Source organism: Polaribacter sp. Hel_I_88 (assembly GCF_000687935.1).
Classification (GTDB): domain Bacteria; phylum Bacteroidota; class Bacteroidia; order Flavobacteriales; family Flavobacteriaceae; genus Polaribacter.
On record NZ_JHZZ01000001.1, the window covers coordinates 1232612 to 1245929 of the forward strand.

Genomic DNA, 13318 nt, shown 5'->3' on the forward strand with positions numbered 1-13318 from the left:
TTTAAAATGATTGCTATGAAATTGATGGACATAAAAGAAAACGGAATGAAACTTATAGAGACAACATATAGAACTTTTAGCGGTACTAAAACAGTTATAGAAATCGCCAAAAGAAAACCTACACAATTTATTATAAATCAAAACGATCAACCTAAATTTTATGTGGATTTATACGATTTATCTATAGAATCTAATGCAATGATGAATAGTTTAGTACTGTGTGCTAAAAAATCTATTAGAGATGTGTTAGAAGCTATCAATCAAAAAAACAATATAAATTTATCGATTACTAAAGTTTCTAAACTTGGAATTAAAAAGAAATTAAAATCGGTACCTAAAAATATTAATTTAGAGCCTTTGCCAGAAAAATGGCTAGCTTATTCACTCTAAATCATTACAATTAATTACCTTATAACAATCATAAAAATGCTGATATGCCCTTTGTATTAAATTCAAAGGGCATTTTTTCGGCTTTTTATATAAGGTTTATATCAACAATCATATCAGCTTAATTAAAAACATTTTTCAATACAAATTGTTTGATTTTAAACAAATATAGATACTTCTGTTTAATTTAATTATGTCTTAAATTATTCGTAAATTCGAACTTTAATTTAAGTAATAAAAAACGGTTTACAAAATGGATAATTTCGGAATAGCAAAAGCGCTAAAGGATTTAGGAATTCAAGATATAAATAACGGAACTTCTACAGGACAAGATAATTTTTCTAACGGAGAAATTATTGAAAGTTTTTCGCCTGTTGATGGAAAATTAATTGGAAAAGTTAAAACTACCAGCAAAGAGGATTACGAAAAAGTGATGGAAAATGCTACAAAAGCATTTTTAGTTTGGAGAGATAAACCTGCTCCACAAAGAGGTGAAATCGTTCGTCAATTTGGTAACAAATTAAGAGATTTAAAAGAGCCTTTAGGAAAATTGGTTTCTTATGAAATGGGGAAATCTTTGCAAGAAGGTTATGGAGAAGTACAAGAAATGATTGATATCTGTGATTTTGCAGTAGGTTTATCTCGTCAATTAAATGGACAAACAATTCCTTCTGAAAGACCAGGTCATGTTATGAGAGAACAGTGGCATCCAATTGGTGTTGTGGGTATAATTTCTGCCTTTAATTTTCCTGTAGCTGTTTGGGCTTGGAACACTGCTTTAGCTTGGATTTGTGGTGATGTCTGTGTGTGGAAAGGTTCTGAAAAAGCACCTTTATGTACAGTGGCTTGCCAAAATATAATAGCAGCAATTTTAAAAGATAATAATTTGCCAGAGGGAATTTCATCCATCATAAATGGAGATTATAAAGTTGGAGAAATGATGACTTCTGATACAAGAATTCCTTTAGTTTCTGCAACAGGTTCTACAAGAATGGGTAGAATTGTTGGAGCTAAAGTGGCTGAACGCTTTGGAAAATCGTTATTAGAATTGGGTGGAAATAATGCGATTATTATTACACCAACTGCCGATTTAAAAGTGGTGGTTCCTGGCGCTGTTTTTGGTGCTGTTGGTACTTGTGGACAAAGATGTACATCAACCAGAAGATTAATTATTCATGAATCTGTGTACGATAAAGTAAGAGATGCAATTGTAGGCGCCTACAAACAAATTAAGATTGGAAATCCTTTGGATGAAAATAATCATGTTGGGCCTTTAATTGACAAAGATTCTGTAAATACCTATTTAGCTGCTATTGAAAAAGCAACAACTGAAGGTGGAAATGTATTGGTTGAAGGTGGTGTTTTAGAAGGAAAAGGATACGAATCTGGTTGTTATGTTAAACCAGCAATTATTGAGGCTGAAAACCATTTTGAAATTGTACAACATGAAACTTTTGCGCCAATTTTATATTTGATGAAATATACTGGAGAAGTAGAAAATGCAATTGCAAAACAAAATGGAGTAGCTCAAGGTTTATCTTCTGCAATTATGACAAATGAACTAAAAGAAGCAGAAAAATTCTTGTCTTATGCTGGTTCAGATTGTGGAATTGCCAACGTAAATATCGGAACTTCTGGTGCAGAAATTGGTGGTGCTTTTGGTGGTGAAAAAGAAACTGGTGGTGGACGTGAATCTGGCTCTGATGCTTGGAAAGTATACATGAGAAGACAAACAAATACCATTAATTATTCTGATGAATTGCCTTTAGCCCAAGGAATTAAGTTTGACCTCTAAGAGGTTTTAATTATTTCTCACAAAGTTTGTTATCCTGCAAGGTTTATAAAACCTTGTAGGTGTATTATTAATTTTAAAAGACTTCAAATTTTCTTATTTTTATTCATCATAATAACTAATAAATAAATCTAGTTTGTGAATTTTTAAATACCTACAAGGTTCGTAAAACCTTGCAGGAAGACATAGAAACCCAACTTAAAAAGTTGGGTTTTTTGCTACTTAATATTTAAAATTCCATTTTTTAAAATCACTTCTATATTTCCTAAAAATGGACTATTTTCTTTTCTCTTTTTCTGAAGGATTTTTGTAAGTTCTTTTTCTTTTGAAGCTCCAAAAGAGGTTTTAGTTCCATCCATATTTAAATTTGTATTGTACCCAGAAACATCCATAGAAAAATTAGTGTCTTTAACTTTGTATAAATTTAACTCTGAATAATCTCCTGTAAAATTGAATTTTTTGAAATTTTTATGGAAGTTATAAAGGTAGATTTTACTGCTGAAATCATTTATTGCAACATTCTCCCCTATTTCTCCAATTTGGATTCTCGAAGATTCTAATTTTACTTTTGAATTAGAAATTGAGCTAATATTTATTTTAGACATATCTCTTAAATCAATTTTTGTATTGCTTATTCCGTACGTTTCTAAAATACCATTTGAGGAAATTATTTTATTATTTTTTCCATTAATTTCTCTAAATTTAAAAGCACCCTTAAAGCTTTCCATTCTAAATTCTGTTGTGATATCAAAATCACAGTTAATGTCAGATTCAATAGCATTTATTCTTAACTGAACATTTTCTGGAACTGTAATTACAAACTTTTTCTCTATTTTTTTATCGGTTTTTAAAGGTTTCTTTAATGGGTAACTATCAATATTTCTTTTAATATAATTATACAAATCACTTCCTAAACTGAAATCAATCTCTTCTATTAAAGAATCCTTTGTGATATGTAATTTTTCTCTATCTCTAAAAGTTTTAAAGTAATTCTTAAGATAATCTTTATAAACATTATTAATTGGATTTTCGAAATTTTTATAATCAAAATTAGGTCTATATAGTATATCAATATTTAAATACCTTGAGTTTTTAGCTTCTAAAAAAATTTGATTATTCTTTTTAGCAGTTTTTATTACAGATTCATGCAAAAGATTATTTATTTTTCTTTTAGAATAATTGTAAAAAGTAATTTCATAGTTAAAATGAATTTTATCATCTTCAGAAGCTATAATATGAACATCTGCATTATCTAAATCTAAGGTTAAAATGGTGTTTTCATCCGCAGAAAAGCTTTTATTTAAGATTACTTCTTTAGTTTGCGAAAAAGCAACGTTTATACTAATTAAAAATAAAATACTAAATATATATGGTTTCATTACTGGTGTTTTTTTGGTTTAACTCATTAATATGTTCTTTAATATCTTTGATTAATTGCAAACGTCTTTGCAAATTATCTATTAAAGATTGTAATACATGTATATTGTTTGGGTATTCTTTTAATTGCTTGGTTATTTTTTTGTAATCAACATCGTATTCTCTTAATTTTTCTTCATATTTTTTAATCAAAACAGTATCATTTGCAATTTCTTTGAAGCTATTCCATTCTTTGTCTATATTTACTAAATAGTCTTTCTCTATGGCTTGAATTTGCAGTTCAACTGCTGATTTTGATGTTCTTGTAAGTTGGTTTTGGTACATATACACACAAGTAATTATCAACAAAAAAGACGCAACAATTTTTAAAAATGTATAATTCTTTTTCTTTTTAGGTTGATGTTTCCCTAACTTTTTGATAAAATCTTCACGATGGTTTTTGGGAATTTCCTTCTCGACAACATCATCATTCAAAAATAAATCTCTAATATCACGTTCCATATTTTGCTACTTTTAAAAGGTTTCTCAAAGCTAATTTTGCTCTTCTTAAATGTGTTCTTGATGTTTTAACAGGTATCTGCAATATTTCTGATATTTCTTGATGATCATAGCCTTCCATCAAAAATAATTTTACAACCAATTGATATTTTAAATCCAGTTTTTCAATTGCCTCGATAATTTGTTGTTTACTAATTTTTGAACTGAAATTCCAATCATCATCATTAGAAATTTCTAAAGGATACGTTTCTAAAGAAATGGTTTCTAATTTTTTCTTTTTTAAGAAATCAATACATGTATTAATAATAATCACTTTTAACCAACTACTAAAATTAGTGTCATCAGCATAATTCTCTAAATTTAAGAATGCTTTTAAAAAACCATCTTGCATGGCATCTTTAGCTTCTTCATCATTTTTTAAATACCTACAAGAAATAGCAAACATGGCATTGCAATGCAAATCGTACAATTTTAATTGCGCCTTTTGGTTGCCATTTTTACTTTCAATCACTAAAAAATTAATTTCTTTAGACATTCTTGTGGGTTGCTTCTATTCTTAAAAACGAAATATTTCTAGAAAGGTTTCAAATTTTATTTAAAACACTTATATTCAACCTTTTTTGTTGATATAATTTCAGTAAATTTAAAATATAAATATATCGTTACAATTTTATTTTATGAAACCACTTCATCTTATACTTACTATTTTTCTATTTTCTATACTCTATTCTTGTAAAGTAAAAAATTCAACATTTACAAAATATCAATTTGCAAAGCCTGAAGATGTTGGAATGATTTCTGACAGTTTAGCAAAAATTGATGAAATGGTTATGAACTTTGTAAATGAAAAAAAATATCCAGGAGCTGTTACTTTAATAGCAAAAAATGGTAAAATAATATATGAATCTGAAGTAGGTTGGTCTGACTCTTTAAAGACAGAACCCTACAGAAAAGACCATTTATTTAGAATGGCTTCTATGACAAAACCAATAGTATCTGTAGCTGCAATGCAACTTATAGAAAAAGGAAAAATGTCTTTAGATGATTTGGTAAGTAAATACATTCCGTCTTTTAATGAAACTGAAGTTTTAACTAGTTTTAATGCTGCTGATACTACTTTTACATCAAAACCATCAAAAACCACTCCTACAATTCGTCAATTATTAACACATACAGCTGGTGTACCTTATGGTTTTATGAATCCTCCTGTTTACGGAGCTATCCTTGCTAAAAACAATATTCCTGATTTGAGTACGTATCTTCCTTTAACAATAGAAGAAACCATGAGTAAAATGGGCAATTTACCTTTAGCACACGAACCAGGTAAAAAATGGCAATATGGTTTAAACACAGATGTTTTAGGGCGTGTAATTGAGGTAGTTTCAGGAGAAAAGCTAGACGTTTATATTCAGAAAAATATATTAAATCCTTTAGATATAGATATGTTAGATTTTTATTTTGATAGTTCTCAAAAATCAAATCTAACCAAAGTGTTTGTGCCTAATAGAAAAAAAACAATTACACAAGTTTCAAATATGGGTAAAATGTATATTTCTGATTACCCAACTGATGGTGCAAAAACATATTTGTCTGGAGGAAGTGGTATGACTGGAACTGCCAGAGATTATTTTATATTTTGCCAAGCAATGCTTAATAATGGGCAACTTTATAATAAAAGAATTTTAGAGGAAAAAACTGCGCTTGCAATGCATAAAAATCAAATTGATACAATTCCATATCCTTGGGGTGCTGCTAAATTCGGTTTTGGGTTTGATGTTTCTAAAGAACATCCATTTAGACCAGATGGAACTTATAGTTGGAGTGGCGCATTTAGCACCGTTTTTTGGATAGATCCAAGCAATCAATTGATCGTTATTCAATTAAGACAAGTTTTACAATCACCAAACAATCAAAATATAAATAGACAGTTAGAAAAAATAGTTTATAACTCTTTCGCAAAATAATTTATGAATGTCTTTTTTTTGAAAATCATGTTTCATATCGATTTAAATACCAAGCAATGGTGTAAAATATACAACTGCGAGAAAAAGTAAATTAAAAAGGATGAAATGAATTTCGAATTAAAGATTGAAATATTACTATAAGAAATGCAATAAATAAAGGTGCTAACTTAAAAGAAAGAAAAGTAGATATAACTTCTTAATTAAAATAGGCTTAAATTGTAGGTTGAATTAACTATACTTAATCTTCCTAAACACCCTTAAAGTTTCTTTATATTTTATATAAGTAGTTTTATCTTCCAAACTTTTAAAATATATTTTTGCTTTTTTCAGTTGATTAGGAGCATCCAAATATCCATTTAAAAAACAAACCAAATAATTAGTTGGCAATCTGCAAACGTTTTCTTGTTCTTTTATAGATAATGAACTTTTACTTTCTATTTTAGCAATGATTTTATTGCTATTATCAAAAATAGTTTTAAGAATTTTCTCATCGTAAATTGGAGCTTCAAACAAAAACTCTTTTACAATATTGTACTTGCCATTATTTTTAAAATTGATAATAGTTTTCTCTAAAGGATAATGAGTTTCGTTAGTATCAATTCCCAATAAAATATATTCTGTAATGATAAAAGAATTTTTATTGTAACGTATTTGAACATCATCTAAAGAAGAAAAAAACAACTGAACTTGTTCATTAATCAACTCAATATCTACTCTAGAAAAAAATATTAATCCGTTTATAATTTTCTTTTCACCTGCCCAACACAAAACAAATTGTTCGTTAAAAACTTTATATTTAGGGTTGTTTTCTGTTTTATGATTGTTCACAAAGTCAAACACACCATTTAAAGTAAGCTCAATATTATTCTTAGCATTAATTTCTAAAGCAGCAACAATTTCTTTGTTAGTGTTTCTTAACTCAAAATTATCTTTTAAAAAAGGTATAGAGTTGCTACCTCTTCTATAAAAAATAGTTCCTCGTTTATATTTCCAAATATTTTTTAAAAGTGATGTTGTTTTATGATTTGGGTAAATTGTCACCAAACCAATTACTTTGTGCCTTTGCAATCTCGGAAAACGCACATTCTCGTATTCTATTTTTGGTGGATTATGCAAATAAGCGTTTATCAAATTTTGAATATTGCTGTCATCAAAAAAATCAACACCAACTATTTTATTTTCTTTATCCTCAATACCAATTACAATATAAGAATTGTTCTCAGGGTTTGCGTTTGAAAGGGCGCAAATATGTTTTAAAAATTTTGCTTTTCCTTCTTTGATAGATAAATTTATTTGTTGCTTTTTATCATAAAAACTATTCTCGTCATTATGAGAAAGTAGGTTCTTAATAAGTAAGCGTTTATTTATCATTTTTGGGTTAACAATTTTATTTCTCTTGCTAAATTTTGTCTTGCTTTTTCTTCAAATAATTCTTGATATTTATCTGAAAAATAAAGCTGTTCTCGTTTAACAAAACTTTCTAATACTTTTTTTCTTGCAGGATTATAAACAAAATCTGGATAAATTTTATATTCCTTTCTTATATTTTGAATATAATACTCATATTTATTCCAATTAGCACCTAGAATAGACAAATCAAAATCTAATAAAAAAGCATTATCATTATCTTTATCTAAAATAATTTTATGATTTTTTGTTGAAATTATAAGTTGAGAAATTTTATTAATATTTAATTCTTTTTTTGAGAAATTTTCTAAAGCTAGTTTTGCAAAGTCGGCACTTTTTTCTTCATTTTTTTTTGAGGTCGCTTTGTAAATAATATCGTGAAACCAAATCGCAAATTTCATTTCATCATACTTATATATACTATTTTTATTTTCTGATGCCATTTCTAACATCGAATTAATATGAATCAAATTATGATAATATCGTTTTTTTTCTGAATAGTTTGTGGAGATTTTATCCCAGTAAAAATTTATGAGATTTTTATCTTCACTATAACTTTCTGCAAGTTCAGACCAAGATTTTTGTAGATTTTTAATATCCAAGTTTAACTGTTTTTATTCAAAATAGTTGCGCTTGCTTGCGCTGTTGGGTACACCACTAAATCTTCGATATTTACATGATAAGGTCTTGTAACTACAAAGTTGATAATATCTGCAATATCTTCTGCTTGTAACGCTTTGTAACCTTGATAAACGGTTTTTGCTTTTTCTGTATCACCTTTAAAACGAACATCAGAAAACTCAGTTTCTACCAATCCTGGATGAATTGCTGAAACGCGAATGTTATGTTCGTTTAAATCTAACCTCATAGACTTATTTAGAGCGTTTACAGCAAACTTTGAAGCACAATACACATTTCCGTTCTTATATACTTCTTTACCTGCAATAGAACCAATATTTACAATAAAACCTGAATTGTTTTTAATCATAGTAGGAATAATTGCTTTGGATACATATAACAAACCTTTTACATTAATATCTAACATGGCATCCCAATCATCAACATCTCCATCTTGTATGGTTGATAACCCATGAGCATTCCCTGCATTGTTGATTAAAATATCAATCTGTTTAAAGTTTTCTGGAAGTGATTTTATCGCATCTGCAACTTCTTTTCTTTTAGAAACATCAAATTGTAAAGTAATTACTTCTGTAAGTTTACTAAGTTCTTGCTTTAATTGCTCCAGTCTTTCTTTTCGTCTACCACAAAGAATTAATCTGATATTATTTTTTGCAAAAAGTTCTGCTGTTGCCTTTCCTATTCCTGAAGTTGCGCCTGTTATAAATGCTGTTTTTATCATAAAAATTTTCTGTTACTATTTATATTGATTTTCTGTACTAATTTACCTTGAAAATATTACAAAAACAATTAAAACTTACATTGAGTTTTTAGGATATTGAAACCAATCAATTTTACAAAACGAAAAAGTCTTCGACAAGCTCAGACAGACATTCGTTAATTGAACTGCGATTAGATTATTATTTATACAAGAATTGAAAATAAAATAGTTTTAATGTTTTCTATTTTTAAAAAAGTATAAAACAAGAAAAAACCACCCTCCTCAGGGTGGTTCCTCTTTCAATTGGTTATTGAGAAATAACCAACCAAAAATCAACTAACCAAACTTTATTTTAAATTTCTTCTAACCTTTGTTTTTCTTTCTATTTTAGTACGTTTTCTGTTGTTATTCCTTACAACTTCTTTCGCGCTTTTAACATTTTTTTCACCTTTTAAGAACTGTATAAATCCTCTTCCAAAAAAATAATATGTTGTTTCTGAATTGTAATGAAAAAGACTAACCTTTCCATCATTAATAACGCTCAATTCAAACTCTTCAATATCTCCATTATCATAATTTAATGCTAAAATTTTTAAGTCTTCAAAACCAGTAACATCAAACACTTCATATCCTCCTACATAATCCCAATTAATATTTGCAATTTGTGTGCCAAAGTTATCTTGAGAACTCCTAAAAGTTGTTAAATTATCTGGTGTAAATTCTAAATAATTTTCATCATCAAAAGCATTTGGAGCTCCTCCTGTAGCATCAACTTTTTCCCAAGCCACATACTCTTGTAAAAAATATTCTATGTTTTCGTAAAATAACTGATCGTAATCGAAATTATTAATATTATAACCAATTAAATAATAGCTTACATTCTGATTAAAATTATAAATCTCTATTTCATTATTTGCTAAAATTGTAACTTCAAAATCGTTAAAACCATCTAAGTCATGATTCGTTTCTAACAAACCATTAAATGAATTATAGGTTCCAACATCAATTCCTAATCCATTTCCTGTTCTACCAATATCAACTATATTATTATTGGCATATAAAATTCCGTTGATAAAACTTAACGTAAATGCTCTTGAAACAAAAGGAATATCTCCTGTTCCTGCTGTTCTATGATAATCTACATACCATAAATCATATCCAGAAACAACCTCTTCTAATGTTGGTTGATATTCCACAAAACCATCATTATAATTTGTTGTACAAGAACTTAATAAAGTTCCAGTAATTATAATCGTAAAAAGTAGTTTTAAGGCTTTCATAAGCGTTCATTTTAATGGTTATGCTTATAAATAATCAAATTGTGTGCCATAAAAAAATCCACTCTAAAAAGAATGGATTAACTAATTGATTTTCTATTGTTTGGGCATTGAATCATAAAAGATTGTTTTCCCTTTTTTAATAGAATTTATTTTGAAGTATTTTGTTTTATCTTTTATTTTATAGCTGATAATTGCCTCATTTTGTTTCAACTTAAAAGGCATATTCTTGATAACTGGAAAATGATTATGAATCTCATTTGTACTATTTTCATCTAAGATTACATCAGGTTTTACCATTGATGAAAAAATAGCAGAAATCATTTTCTTATCTTTTACTTTACTTATAGAAAGCTTCTCTGCTCTTTTTGAAAAGTAAATAGTGTCAAACTTTATCACATAATTAGAATCATATCCAATATTAACAATCAATCCTTTAGCTGCTGTTGTTTTAACTGACCAATTATTATATACTGCAGATGTTATTACAAAAGGTGGTTTTTGTTCAAACTGAGTTGTTGCACACTTTGAAAATACTACAACAAGGAATAAAACTAAAAAATATTTACTTGGTTTCATATTGATGATTTCTAAATCAATTTCAAATCTTATGCCAAGATATAAAAAAAGAGCTTATCAATTTTTGATAAGCTCTTTTCTATAGTATAAAATATTTCCTTAAAAATATTTAAAATTTCTAATTTTTCAATGCTTCAGCACCACCAACAATCTCAAGGATTTCATTAGTAATTGCAGCTTGTCTTGCTTTGTTATACGTTAACAATAGATCGTCACGTAAATCTTTAGCATTATCAGTTGCTTTGTGCATTGCTGTCATTCTTGCACCATGTTCAGAAGCAAAACTATCTCTAATTGCTTTGTACAATTGTGTTTTTAATGACTTTGGAATTAAAGCTAAAACAATTTCTTCTTTAGTTGGCTCAAAAATATAATCAGAGTTTGCGTTTTCATCTCCACCTTCAATAGGTTTAATTGGCAAAAACTGTTCTACTTGTGGCAATTGAGTTGCTGCGTTTTTAAATTGATTGTATACCAATTCAATTTTATCATAAGTTCCAGAAACATATAAATCCATTAAATTTTCTGCAATTTCAGCAACGTTATCAAAAGTTAAATCGTCGTAAATATCATTTCTATTTTCTACAACTTTACGTGTTTTAGATAAAACATCGCCACCTTTTTTACCAATCGCAAATAAATCTACTTGTTTACCAGCATATTTTTCTGCAATAGTTCTTGTAACAGTTTTAGTTATTGATGAGTTAAAACCACCACACAAACCTCTGTTAGAAGTTACAACAACTAACAATACTTTATGTACTTCTCTTTGTGCAGAGTAATCTCCACCAGAATCGCTATCTAAAGTTGCACTTAAATTTTGTAATAATTCTGTTAATTTAGATGAATAAGGACGCATTGCAACAATTGCATCTTGTGCTTTTTTCAACTTTGCAGCAGAAACCATCTTCATTGCAGAAGTAATCTGCATTGTAGATTTAATTGAGGTAATTCTGTTACGTATTTCTTTTAAATTTGCCATATTTAAGTAATTAGTTGTTAGTAATTAGTTATTAGTTGTGGGTTTAAAACTCACAATCTAAAACCTAACTTCTAATTAAAATGCTTAGAAATTTCTGCTGCTGCTGCTGTTAATGTAGCAGTAACTTCGTCTGTTAATTTACCAGACTTTAAAATATCTAAAGTATCTCTATGCTTTGTGTTTAAATAATCGATGTAATCTCTCTCAAATTTTCTAACTTGATTTACAGGTACATCTTTTAACAAGTTTTTAGAACCTGCATAAATTATTGCAATTTGATCTTCTACTGTAAAAGGATCGTTTTGTGCTTGCTTTAAAATCTCTACGTTTCTTTGTCCTTTAGAAATTACATTCATTGTAGCTGCATCTAAATCAGAACCAAACTTTGCGAAAGCTTCTAATTCTCTATACTGAGCTTGATCTAATTTTAAAGTACCAGATACTTTTTTCATCGATTTAATCTGAGCATTACCACCAACTCTAGATACAGAAATACCTACGTTAATTGCTGGTCTTACACCTGAGTTAAATAAATCTCCATCTAAGAAGATTTGTCCATCAGTAATCGAAATTACGTTTGTTGGAATATATGCAGATACATCTCCTGCTTGTGTTTCAATAATTGGTAATGCAGTTAAAGAACCTCCACCTTTTACAATTCCTTTTAAAGAATCTGGTAAATCGTTCATTTCACTTGCAATTTTATCATCATTAATAACTTTTGCAGCTCTTTCTAATAATCTTGAGTGTAAGTAAAATACATCTCCTGGATACGCCTCACGTCCTGGAGGTCTTCTTAATAATAAAGAAATTTCACGATATGCAACTGCTTGTTTCGATAAATCATCAAAAACAATTAATGCAGGTCTTCCTGAATCTCTAAAATATTCTCCAATTGCAGCTCCAGCAAATGGTGCATATACTTGCATTGCTGCAGGATCTGATGCATTTGCTGCTACAATAGTTGTGTATGCTAAAGCTCCTTTGTCTTCTAACATGTTTGCAATTGCTGCGACAGTAGAAGCTTTTTGACCAATAGCTACGTATATACAATAAACTGGCTCACCAGCATCGTAAAATTCTTTTTGATTTAAAATAGTATCTAAAGCAACTGTAGATTTACCAGTTTGTCTATCTCCAATAATCAACTCACGCTGCCCTCTTCCTACAGGAATCATGGCATCAATAGCTTTAATACCCGTTTGTAAAGGTTCTGTAACTGGTTCTCTAAAGATAACTCCTGGTGCTCTTCTCTCTAATGGCATTTCGTATGTAGTTCCTTCAATAGGCCCTTTTCCATCAATAGGACTTCCTAGAGTATCTACAACTCTACCAACAATACCTTCACCTGCTCTTAAAGAAGCAATACGTTCTGTTCTTTTTACAGTAGAACCTTCTCTTACAGAAGTAGAAGCACCTAATAATACAACACCTGCATTATCTTCTTCCAAGTTTAAAACAATACCTTCTAATCCGTTTTCGAATTCTACTAACTCACCATATTGTACGTTAGATAAACCGTAAACACGAGCAATACCATCACCCACTTGTAGCACAGTTCCTACTTCACTTAATGAAGCTTGAGCCTCAAAATTAGTTAGTTGTTCTTTTAAAATTGCTGATACTTCAGCTGGTTTAATACTTGCCATTTATTTTGATATTAGATATTAAATATAAAAGTGAAAGACTCTTAAATCGATTACTTTTTATATAAAA

13 protein-coding genes are annotated in these 13318 nt (G+C 28.7%); 3 read left to right on the forward strand and 10 right to left on the reverse strand.

All coding sequences use genetic code 11. The features are described from left to right. Window positions 1-6 precede the first annotated feature (6 nt). On the forward strand, window positions 7-390 hold the full coding sequence (locus P161_RS0105565) for a hypothetical protein (protein WP_231494705.1): 384 nt from the start codon (window positions 7-9) through the stop codon (window positions 388-390). Between the two features lie 250 nt (window positions 391-640). Further along, the gene (locus P161_RS0105570) at window positions 641-2182 is read left to right on the forward strand and encodes an aldehyde dehydrogenase family protein (RefSeq protein ID WP_026776057.1); all 1542 of its coding nucleotides are present in this window, start codon (window positions 641-643) and stop codon (window positions 2180-2182) included. Between the two features lie 215 nt (window positions 2183-2397). Here P161_RS0105570 and P161_RS0105575 read toward each other — a convergent pair whose 3' ends face one another. Genes P161_RS0105575 through P161_RS0105585 form a run of 3 tightly spaced genes read right to left on the reverse strand, consistent with a single transcriptional unit; the run spans window position 2398 to window position 4589 of the window. Further along, complete coding sequence (locus P161_RS0105575) at window positions 2398-3558, reverse strand: hypothetical protein (protein ID WP_026776058.1); 1161 nt, start codon at window positions 3556-3558, stop codon at window positions 2398-2400. Continuing rightward, window positions 3539-4057, reverse strand: coding sequence for a hypothetical protein (locus P161_RS0105580; protein WP_026776059.1), 519 nt, complete (start codon window positions 4055-4057; stop codon window positions 3539-3541). Before P161_RS0105580 ends, P161_RS0105575 begins: the two co-directional genes overlap by 20 nt. Beyond that, a complete protein-coding gene (locus P161_RS0105585) occupies window positions 4047-4589 on the reverse strand; it encodes an RNA polymerase sigma factor (protein ID WP_026776060.1) in 543 nt (180 codons plus the stop codon). The genes P161_RS0105580 and P161_RS0105585 overlap by 11 nt, the downstream gene beginning before the upstream one ends. Window positions 4590-4731: 142 nt before the next feature. Between P161_RS0105585 and P161_RS0105590 the strand changes: the two genes are divergently transcribed. Beyond that, window positions 4732-6018: a serine hydrolase gene (locus P161_RS0105590; protein WP_026776061.1), complete on the forward strand. Its 1287-nt coding sequence runs from the start codon at window positions 4732-4734 to the stop codon at window positions 6016-6018. A gap of 228 nt (window positions 6019-6246) precedes the next feature. On the opposite strand, the gene P161_RS0105595 is transcribed toward P161_RS0105590, so the two are convergent. From P161_RS0105595 to atpA, 7 genes are all read right to left on the reverse strand, one after another. Next, window positions 6247-7389 carry an ATP-binding protein gene (locus tag P161_RS0105595; RefSeq protein ID WP_026776062.1) on the reverse strand — a complete coding sequence of 381 codons (1143 nt, stop codon included), beginning with the start codon at window positions 7387-7389 and terminating at the stop codon, window positions 6247-6249. Beyond that, window positions 7386-8027 carry a hypothetical protein gene (locus P161_RS0105600; RefSeq protein WP_036841268.1) on the reverse strand — a complete coding sequence of 214 codons (642 nt, stop codon included), beginning with the start codon at window positions 8025-8027 and terminating at the stop codon, window positions 7386-7388. Before P161_RS0105600 ends, P161_RS0105595 begins: the two co-directional genes overlap by 4 nt. A gap of 2 nt (window positions 8028-8029) precedes the next feature. Next, on the reverse strand, window positions 8030-8785 hold the full coding sequence (locus P161_RS0105605) for an SDR family NAD(P)-dependent oxidoreductase (RefSeq protein WP_026776064.1): 756 nt from the start codon (window positions 8783-8785) through the stop codon (window positions 8030-8032). Window positions 8786-9111: 326 nt separating this feature from the next. Beyond that, window positions 9112-10044: a hypothetical protein gene (locus P161_RS0105610; RefSeq protein ID WP_026776065.1), complete on the reverse strand. Its 933-nt coding sequence runs from the start codon at window positions 10042-10044 to the stop codon at window positions 9112-9114. Window positions 10045-10137: 93 nt separating this feature from the next. Next, window positions 10138-10620: a hypothetical protein gene (locus P161_RS0105615; protein WP_026776066.1), complete on the reverse strand. Its 483-nt coding sequence runs from the start codon at window positions 10618-10620 to the stop codon at window positions 10138-10140. A gap of 118 nt (window positions 10621-10738) precedes the next feature. Then, on the reverse strand, window positions 10739-11602 hold the full coding sequence (gene atpG, locus P161_RS0105620) for an ATP synthase F1 subunit gamma (protein WP_026776067.1): 864 nt from the start codon (window positions 11600-11602) through the stop codon (window positions 10739-10741). A gap of 71 nt (window positions 11603-11673) precedes the next feature. Then, entirely contained in the window at window positions 11674-13251 is a 1578-nt protein-coding gene (atpA, locus tag P161_RS0105625) for a F0F1 ATP synthase subunit alpha (RefSeq protein WP_026776068.1), read from the reverse strand. Between the last annotated feature and the right edge of the window lie 67 nt (window positions 13252-13318).

Bases quoted from the DNA above. Each gene is read 5' to 3' on its own strand.
- P161_RS0105565 (WP_231494705.1), top strand. From the start codon at position 7: ATGATTGCTATGAAATTGATGGACATAAAAGAAAACGGAATGAAACTT.
- P161_RS0105570 (WP_026776057.1), top strand. From the start codon at position 641: ATGGATAATTTCGGAATAGCAAAAGCGCTAAAGGATTTAGGAATTCAA.
- P161_RS0105575 (WP_026776058.1), bottom strand. From the start codon at position 3,558: ATGAAACCATATATATTTAGTATTTTATTTTTAATTAGTATAAACGTT.
- P161_RS0105580 (WP_026776059.1), bottom strand. From the start codon at position 4,057: ATGGAACGTGATATTAGAGATTTATTTTTGAATGATGATGTTGTCGAG.
- P161_RS0105585 (WP_026776060.1), bottom strand. From the start codon at position 4,589: ATGTCTAAAGAAATTAATTTTTTAGTGATTGAAAGTAAAAATGGCAAC.
- P161_RS0105590 (WP_026776061.1), top strand. From the start codon at position 4,732: ATGAAACCACTTCATCTTATACTTACTATTTTTCTATTTTCTATACTC.
- P161_RS0105595 (WP_026776062.1), bottom strand. From the start codon at position 7,389: ATGATAAATAAACGCTTACTTATTAAGAACCTACTTTCTCATAATGAC.
- P161_RS0105605 (WP_026776064.1), bottom strand. From the start codon at position 8,785: ATGATAAAAACAGCATTTATAACAGGCGCAACTTCAGGAATAGGAAAG.
- P161_RS0105610 (WP_026776065.1), bottom strand. From the start codon at position 10,044: ATGAAAGCCTTAAAACTACTTTTTACGATTATAATTACTGGAACTTTA.
- P161_RS0105615 (WP_026776066.1), bottom strand. From the start codon at position 10,620: ATGAAACCAAGTAAATATTTTTTAGTTTTATTCCTTGTTGTAGTATTT.
- atpG (WP_026776067.1), bottom strand. From the start codon at position 11,602: ATGGCAAATTTAAAAGAAATACGTAACAGAATTACCTCAATTAAATCT.
- atpA (WP_026776068.1), bottom strand. From the start codon at position 13,251: ATGGCAAGTATTAAACCAGCTGAAGTATCAGCAATTTTAAAAGAACAA.